Here is a 20,382-nt window from a genome sequence, read left to right as displayed (position 1 = left end):
CTGGACGCCAGCCTGCGCGCCAAGAAGGCGCAGATGGAGAAGGCGCTGGCGGCTTACGGTCGCGCGGCCGACTACGGCGTGGCCGAGGTGCTCACCGCCGCCACCTGCCGGCTGGGCGAGCTGTACTTCGAGCTCAGCCGGGCCCTGCTCGATTCGCCACGCCCGCGCGGGCTGTCCGCCGAGGAACTGGCGCAGTACGACGTACTGCTCGAAGAGCAGGCCTTCCCGTTCGAGGAGAAAGCCATCGAGATCCACGAAACCAACATCCGGCGCGCAGCGAACGGCGTGTATGACGCCTGGGTGCAGCGCAGCCTCGACGCGCTGGCGCAGCTGGCGCCGGCCCGCTACGCCAAGCTCGAGAAGGGAGACGACCTTGTCCAGGCGCTGCGCTAATCACCCTTGCAGACATTCCGGCGAAAGCCGGAATCCAGTGACTTTTTGCAGGCACTGGACCCCGCCCACGGCTTTCGCCGGGGCAAGCTTTGAAGGCCGCCGGGGTGACGATTTCATGGGACCACTACCGTTCGCGATCTCGATAACCCTGCTCGCCCTGCTGCTCGCCGGCTGTCCCTTCGGCGGCGCCGGCAACACCAGGCCCGCCGCTTCTGCACAGAAGCCGGTGGCCACCGCCGCGGCCGCCAAACCCGGCGCAGCGAAACCCGCCACGCCGGCCGCCGACCCGACCGAGGCGGAATTCCGCCGCGCGCTGGAACTCATGCAGGCGCGCGACTACACCCAGGCCGAGCCGCTACTGTCCGAGCTGACCCGGCGCCAGCCGCAACTGTCCGGCCCCTGGCTCAACCTCGGCATCCTGTACGCGCGCACGCAGCGCCGTGCGCAGGCGATCGAGGCGCTGCGCAAGGGCCTGGCCCTGAACCCGAACAGCGCACCGGCGCAGAACCAGCTCGGCATCCTGCTGCGCGAGGCCGGCGAACTGCGGGCGGCGGAACAGGCCTACCGTGCCGCGCTGGCGGTGTCGCCGGACTACGCCTACGCCCACCTGAACCTGGGCGTTTTGTATGATGTGCACCTCAAGCAGCCGGCACTGGCACTCCAGCATTACGAGCAGTACCGGCAGCTGGCCCCGGCCGACGGCGCGCGCGTCGCGGTCTGGATCGCCGACCTGAAGCAACGCAGCAGCGCCACGGGCAAGCCATGATGCGCAACACATTCTCCCTGCTGTTCCTGCTGGCATTGGCCGGCCCGGCCGCGGCCGAACCGGCGACGACGGACAAATCCGGCACGCCGGTCGAGTTGCCGGGCGCCGACGTGGTCGGCAACCGCGAGCTGCCGATCGGACTGGACATCGTGCCCTGGCGACCGAGCACGCCCGGCGAAGTGCGCGAGGGCCCGACCCAGCTGCTGGACGTGCCGCTGGAGCCGATCGATCCGGAAGTGTTCCGACGCGAGCTGTCGATCTACCAGTCCAGCCAACCCTAAATTCGTTCACCCCTGCTTTCCACCGACGCGAGCCTGACATGCAGACCTATAACGCCATCGTGCATTTCTTCCAGAGCGGCGGCTTTTGGATGGTCCCGATCGCGATCGCGCTGGGCTTCGGCCTGGCGATCGCGATCGAGCGCTTCATCTATCTCAACAATGCCCGCCAGACCAACCGCGAGCTGTGGGAGAAGCTGCTGGTCCTGCTCGGCCGCAATGAATACGAGCAGGCGTCGAGCCTCGCCGCCGAGTCGAACACAGCCATCGGCCGCATCATGAGCCACGGCCTGTCGCGCCTGCGCAGCGCGCGCCGCCGAGAGGACGTCGAGATGGCGCTGGAAGAAAGCCTGATGGAGACCATCCCAGAGCTGGAACGCCGCACGCATTACCTGGCCACGCTGGCCAATGTCGCCACCCTGCTCGGTCTGCTCGGCACCATCATCGGCCTGATCCAGGCCTTCACCGCCATCGCCAGCGTCAACCCGGTGGAGAAGGCCGACCTGCTCTCGGCGAGCATCTCGGTGGCGATGAATACCACCGCCTTCGGCCTGATGGTCGCGATCCCCCTGCTGCTGATCCACGCCTGGCTGCAATCGGTGACCAGCGAGGTGGTGGACAGCCTGGAGATGGCCTCGATCAAGTTCCTCAACCTGATGCAGCTGCGCGACGGCGGGGATGCTGCCGGATGATCCGTCGCTGGCGCCGGCTGCGCCGCAAGGACGTGGCCGAACTCAACATCACCGCCTTCATGAACCTGATGGTGGTGCTGGTGCCGTTCCTGCTGATCACGGCCGTGTTCTCGCGCATGGCCATCCTGCAGCTCAATCTGCCCTCGCCCAGCGCCGCCATCAGCCCGGATGACGACCGCTTCGAGCTGATCGTCACGGTACGCAGCAGCGGTATCGAGGTCGTGGACAGCAACGGCCAGCCGTTGCAGACGCTGCCTCGTACCGCAAGCGGCTTCGACTACGCCGCGCTCAACCGGCTCGCGCAGGCGCTCAAGGATCGGCACCCGGCCGCCACCGCTGCCACGGTGCTGCTGGAGCCGGACACCGACTACGACACCCTGGTGCAGGTCATGGATGCGCTGCGCACCGGGACCGGCAATGTGCCGTCACCCCTGTTCACCGACATCGCCGTGGGCGATGCCCCGCCACGGGGCTGAGTCATGGCGCTGACCACCTCGCGCCGTGTCCGCCGCCTGGAGCGCGCCCGCACGCGCGCACCGGAGCTGAACCTGGTCTCGCTGATGGACATCTTCACCATCCTGGTGTTCTTCCTGCTGGTGAACGCCGGCGAGGTCGAGGTGCTGCCCAGCCCGCGCGGCATCGTGCTGCCGCAATCGGCGGCCGAGCAGCGCACCGAGCCCAGCCCAGTGGTGATGGTCACGCCCACCGAGATTCTGCTGCAAGGCGAGCGCATCGCCGAACGCACGGCCGTGGAGCGCAGTCCCGAGCAGAACATCCCGGCGCTGCAGGCCGCGCTGGCGCAGCTGACGCGCGAAGGCGAGGCCCGGCGCGTGACCATCATGGGCGACCGCGGCATTCCCTATGAACTGCTGCGCAAGGTGATGCTCAGTTGCAGCCAGGCGCAGTACGACCAGATCGCCCTGGCGGTCATCCGGCGCGAGCGCTGAACATGCTGGCGGCGCTGCACTCCCCGACCCTGCTGCCCTGGTCGCGCCGCGCCGACGACGAGGGCCGCTACGTCCGCATCCAGACTGCGGCGCTCGGCCTGGTCATGCTGCTGGCCGCGGTCGTGCCGCACCTGCCGGTATTCCTGGAACCGCTCGAGCCGGCCGACGACCCGGCGCCGGTGGTCAAGCTGGCGCTGATCCCGCGGCCGCCGCCACCACCGCCGCCGCGGCCCCTCGGTGGCGGCGAAACACCGCAGCCGAAACCGGTCCAGCCGCAACCGGCCACCAGTGCAGCGCCGGCCCAGCAGCCGACACCGCGGCAGGCCCCCTCTGCGCAGGCGGCGCGCGAGCGTGCGGCACGGACCGGCGTACTCAGCGCCGCGCACGAACTCGCCGCGCTGCAGAACAGCGCCGTACTGACCAGCATCCAGAGCGAGCGCCCGCTGATCGGCGCGGTCAGCGCCAAGCCCAGCGACAATCCTGAACTACTGGTCGCGGGTGCCGAACAGGGCAGCGGCGGCATTTCCATCAGCGGTGTCGGCCAGGCCAATGCCGGCGGCACCACGCTGCGCGAGGGCGGCACCGGCGGCAGCATCGGCCGCGGTGGGCCCCAGGGCAGCGGCGGCACCGGAGGCGGCAGCGGCGGCGGTACCGGCGGCCAGGGCACCTACCAGCCCAAGCGCAGCAGCGAGAGCATCCAGCTGGTGTTCGACCGCAACAAGGCCGCGTTCGAGTCGCTCTACCAGCGCGCGCTGCGCCAGAACCCCGGTCTGCAGGGCGCGGTGGTGTTCGAGCTCACCATTCAGCCCTCCGGCAAGGTATCCGCCTGCCGCGTCGTCTCCAGCGAACTGCGCGATCCGGAACTGGAAGCCAAGCTGGTCAGCCGCATCCTGCTGCTGGACTTCGGCCCCGAGGACGTGCCCGCGATCACCGTCGTCAACCCGCTGCGTTTTTATCCCCGCTAAGCTGAACGGCGCCGCAGGCCGCAGCGGATTTCTGCTAGAGCTGGAATGCCTCTTGCAAGCACAATCCCAGTCCCGCCGCAAGCACTTCCCCCTTGGAAACTTTGCGGCTATGATCGCCTCCCCCTCGGAAAGGCGCGCCACGCACGCGCTGCGGGCGGGAACCGGAGGAAGCCCTTCGCGGCATCACCACGAAGCTCGGCTTGACCAGGAACCTTATTAGAAAAATTCTTTGCGCATGAGCCCGAAAAGCAACCGCAAACCCGGCGACGGCGCCCTGCGCCGCCACGTGAGCGACAGCCTGGACCAATACTTCCGCGCGCTGAACGGCCATCGCCCCAACCGGTTGTACGACATGGTGCTGGAGCAGGTGGAGGAGCCGCTGCTCGAAGCGGTCATGCGCTATAGCGAGGGCAACCAGTCGCGCGCGGCCGAGATCCTCGGCATCAACCGCGGCACCCTGCGCAAGAAACTCAAGACCTACGGCCTCGACGCGTAAGCGCTGCTTACTGGCCCGAGGCTGACGGATGACGAATCCACGCCCCATTCGCCGCGCGCTGATCAGCGTTTCCGACAAGAGCGGCGTGGTGGATCTTGCGCGCGCCCTGGCCGCGCTCGGGGTGCACATCCTCTCGACCGGCGGCACGGCGAAGCTGCTGGCGCAGGCCGGCATCGCCGTCACGGAAGTCTCCGACTTCACCGGCTCGCCCGAGATCATGGACGGCCGCGTCAAGACCCTGCACCCGAAGATCCACGGCGGCATCCTCGGCCGCCGCGGCACGGATGACGCCGTGATGCGGCAGCAGGGCATCGAGCCGATCGATCTGATCGCGGTCAATCTCTATCCCTTCGAGGCCACGGTCGCCAAGCCCGGCTGCACGCTCGAGGACGCGATCGAGAACATCGACATCGGCGGGCCAACCCTGCTGCGCGCGGCGGCCAAGAACCATGCCGACGTCACCGTGGTGGTGGACGCGGCCGACTACGCGCGCGTGCTGGCCGAGCTGGAGCAGCACGGCGGCGTCACCGAGGCCACGCGCCGCGAGCTCGCCACCAAGGTCTTCGAGCACACCGCGCGCTACGACGGCGCCATCGCCAACTGGCTCGGCGCATTACGCAAGGATGGCGCCCGCGAAGACTTCCCGCGCACGCTCAACCTACAGTTCATCAAGGCGCAGGACATGCGCTACGGCGAGAACCCGCACCAGAAGGCGGCGTTCTACGTCGAGCATGCGCCGCCCGCCGGCACCGTCGCCAGCGCGCGCCAGCTGCAGGGCAAGGCACTGTCTTACAACAACGTGGCCGACACGGACGCCGCGCTGGAGTGCGTGAAGTCCTTCGTCAAGCCCGCCTGCGTGATCGTCAAGCACGCCAATCCCTGCGGCGTGGCGGTGTCGCCGGAGGGCATCGGCAAGGCCTACGACCTCGCCTACCAGACCGACCCGACCTCGGCCTTCGGCGGCATCATCGCCTTCAACCGCGAGCTGGACGGCGCGACCGCCAAGGCGATCGTGGACCGCCAGTTCGTGGAGGTGATCATCGCGCCGAAGGTCAGCGAGGCCGCGCGCCAGGCCGTGGCCGCCAAACAGAACGTGCGCCTGCTGGAATGCGGCGCATGGACGGACGCGCGCCCCGCCACGCTCGATTTCAAGCGTGTGGCCGGCGGGCTGCTGGTACAGGACAGCGACATCGGCATGATTACCGAGACCGATCTGAAGGTCGTTACGCAGCGCGCGCCGACCGAAGCGGAGCTGCACGACCTGATCTTCGCCTGGAAAGTGGCCAAGTACGTCAAGTCCAACGCGATTGTTTACGCGAAGAACCGCCAGACCATCGGTATCGGCGCCGGCCAGATGAGCCGCGTGTACTCGGCCCGCATCGCCGGCATCAAGGCTGCGGACGAGAAGCTCGAGGTCAAGGGTTCGGTCATGGCCTCGGACGCCTTCTTCCCCTTCCGCGACGGCATCGATGCCGCGGCCGCGGCCGGGATCACCGCGGTCATCCAACCGGGCGGCTCACTGCGCGACCCCGAGGTCATCGCCGCGGCCGACGAGCATGGCATGGCGATGGTGTTTACCGGCATGCGACACTTCCGGCACTGATCCCCGATGCGCGTCCTGGCAGGAGTCAGAGCCATGCTGGCGACCCCTGGAATGTCGCGCACAGGGCGCGCTCCTACGAGATAAGAACATGCGTGAGCTGCTGAAGGACCTCATCGACTGGTACCTGGCGGCGCTGGATGCCGGCGGCTATCCGCTGATCGCGCTGCTCATGGCGGTCGAGAGCTCCTTCGTGCCGCTGCCCAGCGAGCTGGTCATCCCGCCGGCCGCGCTGCTCATCGCGGAAGGGCGCTTCAGCTTCATCGGCATCGTCATCGCCGGCACCGTTGGCTCCTGGATCGGCGCCACGGTCATGTACTGGGGCGCGCGCCTGATCGGCCGCCCGCTGGTGCTGCGCTACGGACATTACGTCCTGCTGCCACGCGAGAAGGTCGAAGCGGCGGAGCGCTGGGCCCGTCATTACGGCCCGGCCGGGGTGTTCGTCTCGCGTCTGCTGCCGGTGGTGCGCCATCTGGTCGGCATCCCCTTCGGCATCGTGCGCATGAATTTCCTGCTGTACTCGATCTACACCCTGCTCGGCTCGGCGATCTGGTGCGCGGTGCTGACCCATGTCGGCATCGTCGCCGGCAACGACGCCGAGCTGATGGCCGGCAGCCTGCACCGCATCACCCTGTGGCTGGTCGGCGCGTTCGTGGTGCTCGGCGGGCTGTACTACTTCTTCGTCCACCGTTACATGCAGAAGAACGGGCGCTGACGCCTGACCTGGCACCCGGCCTGCGCTAAGGTAGGCAGCCATCGCCGCAAGGGAGGCCCCCCATGTCCCAGAGCCGCATCCGCGCCTACGCCGCCACGCGCCCCGGCGGCCCGCTGGAAGCCTTCGAGTACGAGCCCGGCCCGCTCGGCGCCGAGCAGGTCGAGATCGAGGTCGAGCACTGCGGCATCTGCCACTCCGACCTGTCCATGCTCGACAACGAGTGGCGGAACACCGCCTATCCCTTCGTGCCCGGCCATGAGGTCGTGGGCCGCGTGGCCGCCGCCGGCGAGCAGGTCAAGGGCCTGCGGGTCGGCGAGCGCGTCGGGCTGGGCTGGATCTCCGGCAGCTGCCAGCACTGCCGGCAGTGCCTCGGCGGCGACCCGCACCTGTGCCGCGACAAGGAGGAAACGATCGTCAAGCGCCACGGAGGTTTCGCCGAGCGCGTGCGCTGCCACTGGAGCTGGGCCATCCGCCTGCCGGAGGGGGTGGACACTTCCGCCGCCGGACCGCTGTTCTGCGGCGGCATCACCGTTTTCCAGCCGATCGTGGATTTCGGCGTGAAGCCGCTGGACCGCGTCGGCGTGGTCGGCATCGGCGGACTCGGCCACATGGCGCTGATGTTCCTGCGCGCCTGGGGCTGCGAGGTGACGGCCTTCACCTCCAGTGAGGCCAAGCACGCGGAGGCGCTCAAGCTCGGCGCGCATCACACCGTCAGCAGCACCGACAAGGCCGGCCTGAAGAAACTCGCGCGCAGCCTGGATTTCATCCTGGTGACCTCGAATGTGACGCTGGAATGGGGCGCCTATATCGGCGCGCTGGCGCCACACGGGCGCCTGCATGTGGTTGGCGCCGTGCTGGAACCCATTCCGGTCTCGACCTTCGGCCTGATGGGCGGCCAGCGTTCCCTGTCCTCCTCGCCTACCGGCAGTCCGCTACGCACCCTGCAGATGCTGGAGTTCTGCGCCCGCCACCGCATCGCGCCGGTGGTCGAGCATTTCCCGATGGCACGGGCCAACGAGGCGATGGCCCGGCTCCGCGAGGGCAAGGCGCGCTATCGCATCGTGCTGGATCGGTAGGCGGATAAGTCACTGGGCCCCGGCTTTCGCCGGGGCGACATCAGCCGCGCGCGGCTGATGTTGGCTTCGCGATTGCGCGCCAGAGCATCTCGAACCAGACGTTGGCCTGGTCGGTGAGGCGGCGCTGGGCATGCTCGCCGCGCGTGATCCACATGAACACCATGCGGCTGGTGATGCCGAAGATGAAGTCCAGCAGCACTTTTTCCTCGACCTCGTCGGTCAGGATGCCCTTGGCGCGCCCCTCGCCCAGCACGCGCAGGAACAGGCCGAACAGCTCCGGCTGCTGGAAGGTCGGCTCCTTCTGCCAGGTATTGAGATACACCGAGCTCATGATCAGCTGCGCGACCTTGGGGTTCTTGTCAAAGAAGTCCAGCGCCAGCCAGAACACCTTGCGCAGGCGGTCCTTGTAGGTCTCGATGCCCTGCAGGTGATCCATCATGCGGCCGGCCAGCTGGCCGAGCCAGGTGTCGAGGCTGTTGAACAGCAGCGCCTCCTTGCTGCCGTAGTACTTGTAGATGGTCTGCAGGCTGACGTTGGCCGCGGTGGCGATCTCGATCAGGCTGACCTTGTGGAACTCGCGCTGCGAAAAGATCTCGAGCACGGCGTTCTCGATGCGCCGGCGCGTGTCCGGATCCATCTCGCGAAGCGGTCGGAGCGCGGCCGTGGCGCTGGCGGCAGTCATGTCGGGGCTCGTCGTTTCCAGAGATTGCGGTAACGCACATTATCGGCTGGCCGCGGGCGATTGCAAGCGCCCGCTTTGGGCGTCGCCTGCGTCGATATACTGGAATATCTATGGCAATACCGGGCTAGGCGGCCATTGCATTTTGCCGGCGCATGGTCTAGTTTCAGGCTCGAACATACGCCAGCGTATCGGCCATACAGTAAAGCCTCTTACCGTATGGTGGCGCCGGCTCCCGGTTCACCACAGCACGGTATTCCCATGACACAGGCCTATATCTATGACGCGGTGCGCACGCCGCGCGGCAAGGGCAAGAAGGACGGCACGCTGCATGGCGTGACCCCGGTCCACCTGCTCAAGAACCTGCTCGACGCGCTGCGCGAGCGCAACCGGCTCGACACCAGCCGCGTGGACGACGTGGTGATTGGCTGCGTGACGCCGGTCGGCGAACAGGGCGCCGACATCGCGCGCACGGCGGTGCTCTACGCCGACTGGGACCAGTCGGTGGCCGGCGTCACCCAGAGCCGCTTCTGCGCCTCGGGCCTGGAGTCGGTCAATCTCGCGGCGATGAAGGTCATGTCCGGCCAGGAGGATCTGGTGGTCGGCGGCGGCGTCGAGAGCATGTCGCGCTGGCCGATGGGCATGGACGGCGGCGCCATGGTCATGGACCCGCGCGTCAACAGCCACATGGGCTTCGCCCCACAGGGCATCGGCGCCGACCTGATCGCCACGCTGGAGGGCTTCTCGCGCACGGACGTGGACCGCTTTGCGCTCGAGTCGCAGCAGAAGGCCGCGCGCGCCCGCACCGAAGGCCGCTTCAGCAAGTCGCTGGTGCCGGTGCGGGACCTCAACGGCATGGTGGTGCTCGACCACGACGAATTCATCCGCCCGGACACCACGCTGGAAGGCCTGGCTACGCTCAAGCCCTCCTTCGAGCAGATGGGCCAGATGGGCTTCGACGCAACGGCCCTGTTCAAATACACCACGGTCGAGAGAATCAACCACGTACACCATGCCGGCAATTCCTCCGGCATCGTGGATGGCGCCGCGCTGGTGCTCGTCGGCAACGACAGGATCGGCAAGGCGCTGGGACTCAAGCCCCGCGCCCGCATCCGGGCCTGTGCCGTCACCGGCAGCGAACCCACCATCATGCTGACCGGCATCGCGCCGGCCTCGCAGAAGGCGCTCAAGAAGGCGCGCATGAAGACGAAGGACATCGACCTGTTCGAGATCAATGAGGCCTTCGCCGCGGTGGTGCTGAAAGCGCAGCGCGCGCTCGACATCGACCCGGCCAGGGTCAACGTCAACGGCGGCGCTATCGCCATGGGCCATCCGCTGGGCGCCACCGGCGCCATCATCCTCGGCACCGCGCTGGACGAGCTCGAGCGCCAGGACAAGTCCACCGCCCTGATCTCGCTGTGCGTCGGCGGCGGCATGGGCATCGCCACGATCATCGAAAGGGTCTGAACACCATGAGCGTAAAGTTCGAGAAGGACGCCGAGGGTATCGTCACGCTGACGCTGGACATGCCCGGCCGCAGCATGAACGTGCTGAACGAGGAACTCACCCAGCCCTTTGCCGACGCCATCCAGAAAATCGAGGGCGATGCCTCGATCAAGGGCGTGATCATCACCTCGGGCAAGAAGGAATTCCTGGCCGGCGCGGACATCGAGAAGGTGTTCGCCATCACCGACCCCGCCGAGGCCTTCGCCATGTCCGAGGCCTTCAAGGCCTTCCTGCGGCGGCTGGAGACCTGCGGCCGGCCGGTGGTCGCGGCGCTCAACGGCACCGCGCTCGGCGGCGGGCTGGAAATGGCGCTGGGCTGCCATTACCGCGTCGCGATCAACAATCCCAAGGCCAAGTTCGGCCTGCCGGAAGTGAAGCTGGGCCTGCTGCCGGGCGGTGGCGGCACCCAGCGTTTGCCGCGCCTGATCGGCATCCAGCAGGCGCTGCCGCTGATGCTGGAAGGCAAGGAACTCTCGCCGGAGAAGGCCAAGGGCCTCGGCATCATCAACGAGCTGGCCACCGACGCCGCCGACATGATGGCCAAGGCGCGCGCCTGGATCGCCGCCAACCCGAAGCCGCTGCAGCCCTGGGACCGCAAAGACTTCAAGTGGCCGGGCGGCGATTCCAGGTCGCCGGCCAACGTGCAGATGCTGGCGATCGCGCCGTCCATGCTCAACCAGAAAACGCATGGCAACTACCCGGCGCCGCTCAATATCCTGTCGAGTGTGTTCGAGGGTGGCATCACAGACTTCGACACCGGCTGCAGGACCGAGAGCCGCTACTTCGCCAACTGCGTGGTGTCGCAGGTGTCGAAGAACATGATCGGCACCTTCTGGTTCCAGCTCAACAAGCTCAACAAGGGCGAGTCGCGCCCGCAGGGCTACGAGAAGCGCCAGGTCAAAAAGCTCGGCATGCTCGGCGCGGGCATGATGGGCGCCGGGATTGCCTATGTCTCGGCGAAGGCCGGCATCGAGGTGGTGCTGCTCGATACCACGCAGGAGGCCGCCGAAAAGGGCAAGGCCTATTCCGCCGGCCTGCTCGACAAGGCCATCAAGAAGGGCCGCGCCACCCCGCAGCAGAAAGACGAACTGCTGGCACGCATCAAGCCGACCACGGAATACAGGGACCTGGAAGGCTGCGACCTGGTCATCGAGGCCGTGTTCGAGGACCGCAAGATCAAGGCCGACGTGACGAAAAAGGCCGAAAAGGTCATCGCTGCGGACGCGGTCTTTGCTTCCAACACTTCCACCCTGCCGATCACCGGCCTGGCCCAGGCTAGCAGCCGGCCCAAAAACTTCATCGGCCTGCACTTCTTCTCGCCGGTGGACAAGATGCCGCTGGTCGAGATCATCCTGGGCAAGGAGACCTCGCCGGAAACGCTGGCGCGCGGCTTCGACTACGTACAGCAGATCAGAAAGACGCCGATCGTCGTGAACGACTCGCGCGGCTTCTTCACCTCGCGCGTGTTCTCGACCTACGTGATGGAGGGCGTGACCTTGCTGGCGGAAGGCCAGAACCCGCGCGCGATCGAGATGGCCGGCATCAAGGCCGGCATGCCGGTAGGCCCGCTGGCGCTCAACGACGAGGTCTCGCTGTCGCTGTCGCTGCACATCATGGACCAGACGCGCAAGGACTTTAAGGCCGAAGGCCGCGAGTACAAGCCGCATCCGGCCGAGAAGGTCATCCGTAAGATGGTCAAGGAGCTGGACCGCCCCGGCAAGAAGGCCGGCAAGGGGTTCTACGAGTACCCTGCGGGCGGCCAGAAATTCCTGTGGCCCGGCCTGGCCGAGCACTTCAAGCCGGCGAAAAAGCCGCTCTCCGAGCAGGAAATGCAGGACCGCATGATGCTGATCCAGGCCAACGAAACCGCGCGCTGCTTCGAGGAAGGCGTGCTGATGAAGGTCGCCGACGCCAACATCGGCTCGGTCTTCGGGATTGGATTTGCCGCCCACCACGGCGGCGCGCTGCAGTTCATCAACGCCTATGGCGTGAAACGCTTCGTCGCCCGCTGCCACGAGCTGGCCGACAGGTACGGCGAGCGCTTCCGTCCCGCCAAGCTGCTGGAGAAGATGGCCGCCAGCGGCGAGACCTTCAGTTAATGGCGGCGCTGATCAATTTTTCCCGTCATTCCGGCGAAAGCCGGAATCCAGTGACTTTGAAGACACTGGACACCGGCCTCCGCCGGGTTGACGGACAAACCGGATTTTCATTCCACTGAGGACGTAACCATGTTCGCGATGCTGATGAAGTGGATGCAGGCCAACAAGATCCTGCCGCAGATTTCCGACACCGAGCGCCAGGCACTGGAGGCCGGCACCGTGTGGGTGGACGGCGAGTTCTTCGGCGGCAACCCCGACTTCAAGAAGATGCTGGCCGAGGCCTACAACCGCCTGCCGCCCGAGGAGCAGGCCTTCCTCGATGGCCCGACGGAAGAACTGTGCCGCATGATCGACCGCGAGGAGATCGCGCGCACCCACGTCATACCCGAACCCATCGTCGAGTTCATCAAGAAACACGGCTTCATGGGCATGAACGTGCCGAAGGAATACGGCGGCCTGGACTTCTCTACGCTCGGCAAGTCCAGCGTGATGGCCAAGCTCTCGCCCTACTCCGTCACCGTCGGCACGCTGGTGGTGATCCCCAACTCGCTCGGCGCCGCCGAGTTGATCGTGCATTACGGCACCCAGGCGCAGAAGGACCATTACCTGCCGCGGCTGGCGCGCGGTGAGTACGTGCCCTGCTTCGGCCTGACCGAGCCGACCGCCGGCTCCGACGCCGCCTCGATCAAGGCCGAAGGCCTGGTGTTCAAGGACAGCGACGGCCAGGTCAAGCTCAAGCTCAACTTCCGCAAGCGCTACATCACGCTCGCACCGATCGCCAATCTCTGCTCGATCGCCTGCACGCTGCACGATCCCGACAACCTGCTCGGCAAGGGCGAGCACCCCGGCATCACCGTCGTGCTGGTGCACAAGGGTACGCCGGGCTTTTCCAACGGCGACCACCACGAGCCCATCGGCGAGGCCTTCTACAACGGCCCGCTCATCGGCAAGGACGTGGTCGTGCCGGTGGACAACATCATCGGCGGCCCGACCTACGCCGGCCTGGGCTGGAAGATGCTGATGGAGCAGCTCGCCGGCGGCCGTGCGGTCTCGCTGCCCGCGGGCGCGGTCGGCGGCATGAAGGCGGCGATGGCCGCCACCGGCGCCTACTCGATGGTGCGCCAGCAGTTCGGCATCCCGATCGGCCGCATGGAAGGTGTCGAGGAGAAAGTCGGCAAGGTCGCGGCGCTCACCTACCTGAGCGAGGCCGCGCGCGTGTACAGCTGCTCGGCGGTGGACAGTGGCCAGCAGCCGCCGGTCGTCTCCGCCATTCTCAAGGCCTATACCACCGAGCTGGCGCGCGAGCTGGCGATCGACGCCATGGACGTGTTCTCCGGCGCCGGCGTGATGCAGGGCCCCAATAACATCGTCGGCCGCGGTTATACCGCGGCGCCGGTGGCGATCACGGTCGAGGGCGCCAACATCATGACGCGCACGCTCATGATCTTCGGCCAGGGCGCCACGCGCTGCCATCCCTACGCGCTGAACGTGGTCAAGGGCGTAGAGGAGAACGACGTCGCCAAGTTCCGCCGCAACCTGCTCGGCTGGCTCGGCCACGTGGTCATGGGCCTGCTGCGCACCACGGTGCGCGGCCTGACCCGCGGCTGGACCGTGAGCGTGCCGGTGTCCGGCCCGACGGCGAAGTACTACCGCCGCCTCGGCTGGGCCGCGGCGCGCTTCGGCTTCCTCACCGACATGGCGATGTTCACCATCGGCGGCAAGCTCAAGGCGCGCGGCAAGCTGACCGGCCGCTACGCCGATGCCGTGGCCTGGATGTTCCTCGGCTTCTCCGCCCTGCGCCGCTTTGAGGCCGAGGGCCGCCGCAGCGAGGATCTGCCGCTGGTGCATTACTCCGTGCAGTATGCGTTGGCCCAGGTGCAGAAGGCCTTCGAAGGCATCTACGCCAACTTCGACGCGCCGCTGCTGGGCGGGCTGATGCGCAGCGTCGGCGCGCTGTGGCTGCGGCTGAACCCGGTCGGCACCCTGCCGGGCGATGCCGAGAGCCGCGCCGCCGCGCTGACCATCCAGAGCTACAACGCGCAGTTCCAGCGCCTGTCCGAGGGCGTGTTCGCGCCGGCCGAGCACACTGTCGGCGCCGGCCGCCTGCTCAAGGCCTTCCGCCTGGTGACCGAGGCGCAGCCGGTGCTCGACAAGATCGCCGCCGCGCAGCGCAGCCGCAGCCTGCCGAAAGGCGCGGCCGACAGCCTGGCCGACGTCGCCCAGGCCAAGGGCGTGATCACGGCCGAGGAAGCGCGTCTGGTGAAGAGCGCGCTGGCCGCGCGCCTCGAAGCCATCGAGGTGGACGTGTTCACGAAGGAGCAGTTCTTCGGCATAGAAGCCGAGCCGCTGCCGGAGCGCCGCGTCGCCAACGCCTGATCAGGCAGTTGCCGTACAAAAAAGGGCAGGCCGGTAAACCGGCCTGCCCTTTTTCTTGTCGGTGGGAAGGTCTGGGTCGTACTCAACTCAGCGCTTTGCCGTCGAGAGGCCTTTCAAGAAATCCAGCTGGTAGCCGAGATTTCGGGATAGTGCAGGCTCGAAATACGGGTCGAAGTGATTGGCGTCGAGGATCTGGATCCGGATCCTGGGATTGTTCAGTTCACGGATCCGCTTCTCCACGAACGGCGCAACGGTGTCGCGCGTGGCTCCCACGATCAGCAGCGGGATCGTGACGTCCTTCAGGCTCTTGAACGGGCGGTACAGGCCCATCGTCAGCAGCGAACGGGCGGCCACGCGGTTGTCGTACGGGGGAGCCTCCGGGCCGAGACTTTCGATCATCGCCTGCTGACCTTTCTGCATGGCAAGCGCAGCGCCGTCGCGATCCATGCTCGACCATTCACCCTCGCTGCCCACCACCGGAAGGTAGATCGGATCATTGCCGCGCAACAGGTCCATTAATCCGCACAAGCCAAAGCGCAACAGGCGCAGCGGGGGGACTGCCTTCACGGCGGCCATCCCATCGAGCATCGGGACTTGGGCAATGGCGCCGAGCAGTTCCGGGTGTCGCGCGGCGAGCCGGACCACGTGACCGCCACCGAACGAGGTGCCCCACAGCACGATGCGGCTGGGGTCAATCTGAGTTTGTTCACGCAGGTGTTGCAACGCGTTCTCCACATCGCGCTCGCGGTGCCACGGATTGATGAGGTTACGCGGCGTACCGTCGCTTTGGCCCCAGCCGGCGTAATCGAAGGTCATGACCGCGAAGCCCGCCTCGTTGAACGGCGCATAGAACGGCAGCGTCAGGGCGTCCTGCACGCCACCCCAGCCATGGACCATCAGGATGGCGGGGAACGGACCCGCGCCTTCCGGCAGGTGCAGGGTGGCGGAGCAACGCACGCCGGCGCTTTGGAAGGAGGTCTTCGCGGATCGGACTTGCATGGGATGAGAAGGCTGGATCAGTGCTGCTTGAAGGGATTCAGACGCTTGCCCAACTGGTACTGCAGGCCGAGCGGAATCGGTCGCATGATGCTCGTCATGAGCTTGTTGACCGTGCCCGGGACGCAGGTGGGTTTGCCCGCCATCACGGCCGATCAGCCTTCGCGCACGCCAGGCCCTCCAGCCGCTCTGCGCGGCGGGCGACGAGATACAGGCCGTAGCCTTCGCTGGCCAGGTGGCGTGCGAACGCGGCGCCGATGCCGGCCGAGGCACCGGTGATCAATGCATTTCGGGTCTTCATGGGTTCAGGAAGCGAGATGCTTCGGGGTTTCTTGATTAACGATCAAGAGACGTTACCAGTTTCTTGAGTTACATTCAAGAGACCATAGAATCACTACACAGTGGCACTTCAGCCAACCGTAAGCCTTTCGAAATGCCGCGTAACAAAATTCAGCAGGACTCCGCCGAGAAGCGCAGCGAGATCGTCGGCGCCGCCCGGACCCTCTTCCTCGAGACGGGATACGAGGCGACCTCGATGGCGTCGATTGCGGCCGCCGCCGGCGTCGCGCCCAACACCATCTACTGGTACTTCCGGGACAAGGACGAGCTGCTCGTCGCAGTGCTGGACGCGGAGTTGGAAAGCGGCATGGCCGAGTTCCTGCGCGCCCCCGCCACCGACACGACGAGTCGCCTGTTGATGGTGGTCCGCCAGCTGGAGCGGGCGCGTCGCCTGGTCGCCACGGTGCATGCCCGCATCCAGATTTCGCCCGTGATCGCGGCTTGGCACGACCGCTTTCACGAGTTGAGCGAAATGCTCATCCAGAGCGAAATGCACCAAGCCGGCATCCCGCGGAAGAAGGCCAAGGCGCTCGTGAAGATCTGGGTCTTTACGGTAGAAGGGCTATTGGCGCATCCGATGTCGGATGCGGAGAAGCGTCGAATCTGCTCTTCCCTGGCGAAGAACCTGATCACGGCCTGAGTCCGTCCGCAGGCCCTTCACAGAGAGGGGCTATCCGAGCGCCTGCAATGTCCGCTCGGGGCTGGCTACCGCCACGGCGCATTCATCCCCAGAATGATATGGGTTTCAGCAAAGCTGCCGTTCACCAGTGACTGGATATGACCGAGGTGAGACATTGAAGTATCCGCTTTGAAGGCATTTTCATGTTCTCTCTGAATGCCCGCTTCTGGCCGGTACTTGCCCACCGCGCCAACCCCATAATCCGCCCTTCACCCCTTCACCCTCGCTTGGCGAATACGCCGGCGTCCATTAGAGTTTGAACGGTACGCTCGCGTACCCCGATATAGAACACAGACAAGGGGGCCGCGAGGCCACCGAAGCTCGTGTAAAACACCAGGGATTTCATCATGCTAGACGTCACCGGCAAAGCCCCGCTCGACATGCTGTGGCACTGGGAAAAAACCCAGCCCGGCAAGGTTTACCTGCGCCAGCCCGTCAACGGCGTGTGGCATGAGTACACGTTCGCGCAGGTGGCCGACCAGGTGCGCCGTATTGCTGCTGCGATCAAGGCGCTCAACTTCCCCGCGGGCAGCCACATCGCCATCGCGGGCCGCAACTGCGCGCACTGGTTCATCGCCGACTGGGCCATCGCCATGGCCGGCCACGTCAGCGTGGGGCTGTATCCCAAGCAGGCCACCGACGCCGTCAGCTACATCCTCAAGCACTGCGAGGCAAAACTGATTTTCATCGGCCCGATGCAGGAGCCGGAGTCGATCCTCAACGGCATACCGCCGCAGGTGAAGCGCGTGTCCATGCCCTACCCCGACGTCGCGCCCGGCGACTACGAGTGGGAGGACTGGCTGCAGCAGTACCGCCCGCTGCAGGGCGAGATCGTGCCCGATCCCGAGAAGCCCTGGACGCTGGTCTATACCTCCGGTACCACCGGCAACCCGAAGGGCGTGGAGATCAAGGGCGCGGCGGTGATGTTCGCGCTGCAGGGCATGCTCAAGATCCTCCGGCCCGGCGACGACGAGCGCCTCTTTTCCTACCTGCCGCTGGCGCACATCTTCGAGCGCGGCGCGGTGGAGATGTTCAGCATCTACACCGGCGCGCAGGTGTCCTTCCTGGAGTCGCTGGAGAAATTCGCCGAGCAGCTGGCCGAGGTGGCGCCGACGCGCTTCATCGCGGTGCCGGCGGTCTGGACCCGCATCCAGCAGGGCATCCTCAAGAAGCTGCCGCAGCAGAAGCTCGACCGCCTGCTGAAGATCCCGGTGATCTCCGGCCTGATCAAGAAAAAAATCAAGACCGGGCTCGGCCTGCAGAACTCGCGCCTCAACATCACCGGCGCCGCCGCGATCCCGGTGTCCACGCTGGAGTGGTTCAACAAGCTCGGCATCCCGATCATGCAGGGCTATGGCATGACCGAGAACTGCGCCTACGTCAGCGTCAACCTGCCGGACGCGAACAAGTTCGGCTCGGTCGGCCGCGCCGTGCCCGGCTGCGAGGTCAAGCTGTCCGAGGAAGGCGAGATCCTGACCCGCAGCCCGGCGCAGATGACCGGCTACTACAAGGAGCCGGAGAAAACCGCCGAAACCCTGGCCGGCGGCTGGGTGCACACCGGCGACAAGGGCCGCATCGACGAGGAGGGCTTCATCTTCATCACCGGCCGCGTCAAGGACATCTTCAAGACGCTCAAGGGCAAGTACGTGGCACCTGCGCCCATCGAGGGCAAGCTGGCGACGAATTCGAACATCGAGATGCTGTGCCTGGTCGGCGCCGGCCTGAAGCAGCCGGTCGCCCTGGTGGTGCTGAGCGAGAACGCCAAGAGCCTGCCGCGCGAACAGGTCACGCAGTCGCTCACCGCCAGCCTGGAGCAGCTCAACGCCACGCTGGAAGCGCACGAGGAGGTCGCCGGGATTGTGGTGGTGCGCGAGCCGTGGAGCATCGACAACGGCTTCCTGACGCCAACCATGAAGATCAAGCGCCACTCGGTGGAAGAGCGCTACGCCGGGCTGGTCAACCAGTGCCTCGAATCAAAGCAACTGGTAGTTTGGGAAGATTGAGCGCCACACAGCATCTATGGCCAACTCCGCCATGCAGGTCACGGACGTTGTCCTCTTTCTGCAGAATCGTGCAACGCGTGCAGGCGCACAGACTTCCCTCGCGCGGCTCGTCACGCAGCCCCCCCTGCGCGCGCTCACACCCGTCGTCGTGCTCGGTGAAGAGGGCTGGCTCGCGGACTGGTGCCAGGAATATGCCGTTGCAAACATAGTCACGCCCTTCCCGAGGTCACGTTCGCTACAGGGCAGGCTCTGGGGCAACGCACGTTTCGCATACCATGTCCGGACGTTGTTGCAAGCGAATGGCTGGCGGCCGCGCGTCATCGTGGCAAACGACCATCAGGATAGCTTGCTCTCGCACGCCGTGGCCTCGGCGTGCGGTGCGCGGTCTGTCGTCATTCTGCGTACACCCGGCATGTCTCAGAGGGATTTTTTCAAGTACGGCTGTAATCGTGCCGACGCGCTTTACGCAGTGGGCAAGGAACTCCAGCTCGCCGCTGGCGGATGGTCAGGAGGCCGGCATGTCCATCTATACCGCGAAGGTCTTGCGGAAGAGGAGTTCCTGCCCCCAAAGCCACGACCCGAGAATTTCCCCGCGCGAGTCTTGATCGCGGGATCGGAGGTATCGCGCAAGGGCTGGGCCGATTGGGTGACGGCACTCGATCGCCTGGAAATCTCCGATTCCAGCTTCCGGCTGGATTGCGACTTTACCGGGATCCAGCCGGATCCAGCACGGAACGACCTATACCTGACACGCCAGAGGCGTAGCCGATTTCGCTTTCTGGGCCGCGTTGAAGACTTCCGGGGCCTGGTGCGGCAGTACGATCTGGTCGTCCACCCCTCGCGGCATGAATCCTTCGGACTTGCGCCTATCGAGGTGCTAGCGGCGGGCGTGCCGCTGTTATGCAGTCGCACCGGCGCAATTGGCGAAGTCCTGGATGACGACCGCTTCCTCTTTGAACCCAGTGACACCGCAGAACTGGCCGCAAAACTGACAGCGTTACGGCTGAATTGGCGCACAAGCGACCCAAGGCTGGATTTTCTGCAGGCACGCATCAAAAAAACCTTTTCTGCGGCCGCGATGGCAATCGAATTTGCGCGCACCGTACATGCTTTGGGCTGATCTGACTGGCTTGGCGACAACGGTAGCCTGACGTAAAGTGGCGATCCTTAGCACCGTCCCCCCTTGAAACCGATTTTGGAGGCCCTGATTCATGGGACAGACCTGGTCCGATTTTTCTGGGGCGGAAGGCACTCACGAAGAAGTCATGCGCCTGGTGCAGAAGCACCTGCAGGCACTAGCCGGGCGCAAAGTCCTGGAAATGCCCTGCGGCTCTGGCATGTTTGCCCACATGCTGACCGAAGCCGGCCTTGACGTAACCGCCATGGACATCGAGGCTAACGACCCTTATTACTACCGTGAAGACAAACGCGTTCTGGCGGACGCCAATGCTGGCCTGCCCTTCATGGACGCGCAGTTCGAAGCCTTGGTGTCCATCGAAGGCATTGAACACCTCGAGAACCCTTCTTACTTTCTGCGTGAATGCGCTCGAGTGATCGAACCCGGTGGATACATCTTCCTGTCCACACCGAACGTCGACAGCATCAAGTCACGCCGCCATGTATACACAAAGGGTTACTTGATTAGCAACGAACCTCAGCCGGGCTCATCTGGTGAGCCTGTGTGCTGAGAGGATGGTGCCATGGATACGACTGAAGGAGACGACCATGGCGATGAATCGAGTGCAGTTTCAGCCCGGACTTTCGATGGCGGAATTCA

General features: G+C 65.8%; 22 protein-coding genes. 18 read left to right on the top strand and 4 right to left on the bottom strand.

Going from position 1 to position 20,382, the window contains the following annotated elements; genetic code table 11:
* From VNJ47_11470 to VNJ47_11420, 11 genes are all read left to right on the top strand, one after another.
* A partial coding sequence (locus VNJ47_11470; GenBank protein HXG29450.1) for a hypothetical protein occupies window positions 1-393 on the top strand: 393 nt, incomplete at its 5' end.
* 115 nt (window positions 394-508) lie between these two features.
* Entirely contained in the window at window positions 509-1,159 is a 651-nt protein-coding gene (locus VNJ47_11465) for a tetratricopeptide repeat protein (protein ID HXG29449.1), read from the top strand.
* Window positions 1,156-1,440, top strand: coding sequence for a hypothetical protein (locus tag VNJ47_11460; GenBank protein HXG29448.1), 285 nt, complete (start codon window positions 1,156-1,158; stop codon window positions 1,438-1,440). Before VNJ47_11465 ends, VNJ47_11460 begins: the two co-directional genes overlap by 4 nt.
* Window positions 1,441-1,478: 38 nt before the next feature.
* Entirely contained in the window at window positions 1,479-2,129 is a 651-nt protein-coding gene (locus VNJ47_11455; protein HXG29447.1) for a MotA/TolQ/ExbB proton channel family protein, read from the top strand.
* On the top strand, window positions 2,126-2,605 hold the full coding sequence (locus VNJ47_11450; protein ID HXG29446.1) for a biopolymer transporter ExbD: 480 nt from the start codon (window positions 2,126-2,128) through the stop codon (window positions 2,603-2,605). Before VNJ47_11455 ends, VNJ47_11450 begins: the two co-directional genes overlap by 4 nt.
* A 3-nt stretch (window positions 2,606-2,608) precedes the next feature.
* A complete protein-coding gene (locus VNJ47_11445; GenBank protein ID HXG29445.1) occupies window positions 2,609-3,076 on the top strand; it encodes a biopolymer transporter ExbD in 468 nt (155 codons plus the stop codon).
* A 2-nt stretch (window positions 3,077-3,078) separates the two neighbouring features.
* The gene (locus tag VNJ47_11440; protein ID HXG29444.1) at window positions 3,079-4,041 is read left to right on the top strand and encodes an AgmX/PglI C-terminal domain-containing protein; all 963 of its coding nucleotides are present in this window, start codon (window positions 3,079-3,081) and stop codon (window positions 4,039-4,041) included.
* Window positions 4,042-4,276: 235 nt separating this feature from the next.
* Window positions 4,277-4,537, top strand: coding sequence for a DNA-binding transcriptional regulator Fis (gene fis / locus VNJ47_11435; protein ID HXG29443.1), 261 nt, complete (start codon window positions 4,277-4,279; stop codon window positions 4,535-4,537).
* A 28-nt stretch (window positions 4,538-4,565) separates the two neighbouring features.
* The gene (gene purH, locus VNJ47_11430; GenBank protein HXG29442.1) at window positions 4,566-6,140 is read left to right on the top strand and encodes a bifunctional phosphoribosylaminoimidazolecarboxamide formyltransferase/IMP cyclohydrolase; all 1,575 of its coding nucleotides are present in this window, start codon (window positions 4,566-4,568) and stop codon (window positions 6,138-6,140) included.
* Between the two features lie 88 nt (window positions 6,141-6,228).
* A complete protein-coding gene (locus tag VNJ47_11425) occupies window positions 6,229-6,852 on the top strand; it encodes a DedA family protein (protein HXG29441.1) in 624 nt (207 codons plus the stop codon).
* A 62-nt stretch (window positions 6,853-6,914) separates the two neighbouring features.
* Window positions 6,915-7,928, top strand: coding sequence for an NAD(P)-dependent alcohol dehydrogenase (locus tag VNJ47_11420; GenBank protein ID HXG29440.1), 1,014 nt, complete (start codon window positions 6,915-6,917; stop codon window positions 7,926-7,928).
* 40 nt (window positions 7,929-7,968) lie between these two features.
* On the opposite strand, the gene VNJ47_11415 is transcribed toward VNJ47_11420, so the two are convergent.
* A complete protein-coding gene (locus VNJ47_11415; GenBank protein ID HXG29439.1) occupies window positions 7,969-8,610 on the bottom strand; it encodes a TetR/AcrR family transcriptional regulator in 642 nt (213 codons plus the stop codon).
* Window positions 8,611-8,868: 258 nt separating this feature from the next.
* Between VNJ47_11415 and VNJ47_11410 the strand changes: the two genes are divergently transcribed.
* From VNJ47_11410 to VNJ47_11400, 3 genes are all read left to right on the top strand, one after another.
* Complete coding sequence (locus tag VNJ47_11410; GenBank protein HXG29438.1) at window positions 8,869-10,074, top strand: acetyl-CoA C-acetyltransferase; 1,206 nt, start codon at window positions 8,869-8,871, stop codon at window positions 10,072-10,074.
* Window positions 10,075-10,079: 5 nt separating this feature from the next.
* Complete coding sequence (locus tag VNJ47_11405) at window positions 10,080-12,212, top strand: 3-hydroxyacyl-CoA dehydrogenase NAD-binding domain-containing protein (GenBank protein HXG29437.1); 2,133 nt, start codon at window positions 10,080-10,082, stop codon at window positions 12,210-12,212.
* Window positions 12,213-12,341: 129 nt separating this feature from the next.
* On the top strand, window positions 12,342-14,588 hold the full coding sequence (locus VNJ47_11400; protein ID HXG29436.1) for an acyl-CoA dehydrogenase: 2,247 nt from the start codon (window positions 12,342-12,344) through the stop codon (window positions 14,586-14,588).
* An 87-nt stretch (window positions 14,589-14,675) separates the two neighbouring features.
* On the opposite strand, the gene VNJ47_11395 is transcribed toward VNJ47_11400, so the two are convergent.
* From VNJ47_11395 to VNJ47_11385, 3 genes are read right to left on the bottom strand one after another with little or no spacing between them, the layout of a single operon-like run.
* Entirely contained in the window at window positions 14,676-15,587 is a 912-nt protein-coding gene (locus VNJ47_11395) for an alpha/beta hydrolase (protein ID HXG29435.1), read from the bottom strand.
* Between the two features lie 17 nt (window positions 15,588-15,604).
* Entirely contained in the window at window positions 15,605-15,730 is a 126-nt protein-coding gene (locus tag VNJ47_11390) for a hypothetical protein (GenBank protein ID HXG29434.1), read from the bottom strand.
* A complete protein-coding gene (locus VNJ47_11385; protein ID HXG29433.1) occupies window positions 15,730-15,885 on the bottom strand; it encodes an SDR family NAD(P)-dependent oxidoreductase in 156 nt (51 codons plus the stop codon). Before VNJ47_11385 ends, VNJ47_11390 begins: the two co-directional genes overlap by 1 nt.
* Before the next feature lie 132 nt (window positions 15,886-16,017).
* Here VNJ47_11385 and VNJ47_11380 point away from each other — a divergent pair, with 132 nt between their 5' ends.
* The 4 genes from VNJ47_11380 to VNJ47_11365 all read left to right on the top strand — a co-directional run bounded on the left by VNJ47_11380 (window position 16,018) and on the right by VNJ47_11365 (window position 20,293).
* On the top strand, window positions 16,018-16,563 hold the full coding sequence (locus tag VNJ47_11380; GenBank protein HXG29432.1) for a TetR/AcrR family transcriptional regulator: 546 nt from the start codon (window positions 16,018-16,020) through the stop codon (window positions 16,561-16,563).
* Between the two features lie 386 nt (window positions 16,564-16,949).
* Entirely contained in the window at window positions 16,950-18,605 is a 1,656-nt protein-coding gene (locus tag VNJ47_11375) for an AMP-binding protein (protein HXG29431.1), read from the top strand.
* Window positions 18,606-18,621: 16 nt separating this feature from the next.
* Entirely contained in the window at window positions 18,622-19,725 is a 1,104-nt protein-coding gene (locus tag VNJ47_11370) for a glycosyltransferase family 4 protein (GenBank protein HXG29430.1), read from the top strand.
* Window positions 19,726-19,816: 91 nt separating this feature from the next.
* Complete coding sequence (locus VNJ47_11365; protein HXG29429.1) at window positions 19,817-20,293, top strand: class I SAM-dependent methyltransferase; 477 nt, start codon at window positions 19,817-19,819, stop codon at window positions 20,291-20,293.
* Window positions 20,294-20,382: the final 89 nt, after the last annotated feature.

Source organism: Nevskiales bacterium (assembly GCA_035574475.1).
Classification (GTDB): Bacteria; Pseudomonadota; Gammaproteobacteria; order Nevskiales; family DATLYR01; genus DATLYR01.
Note: the sequence above shows the minus strand (reverse complement) of the source record. Positions and strands in the feature narration are given on the sequence as shown.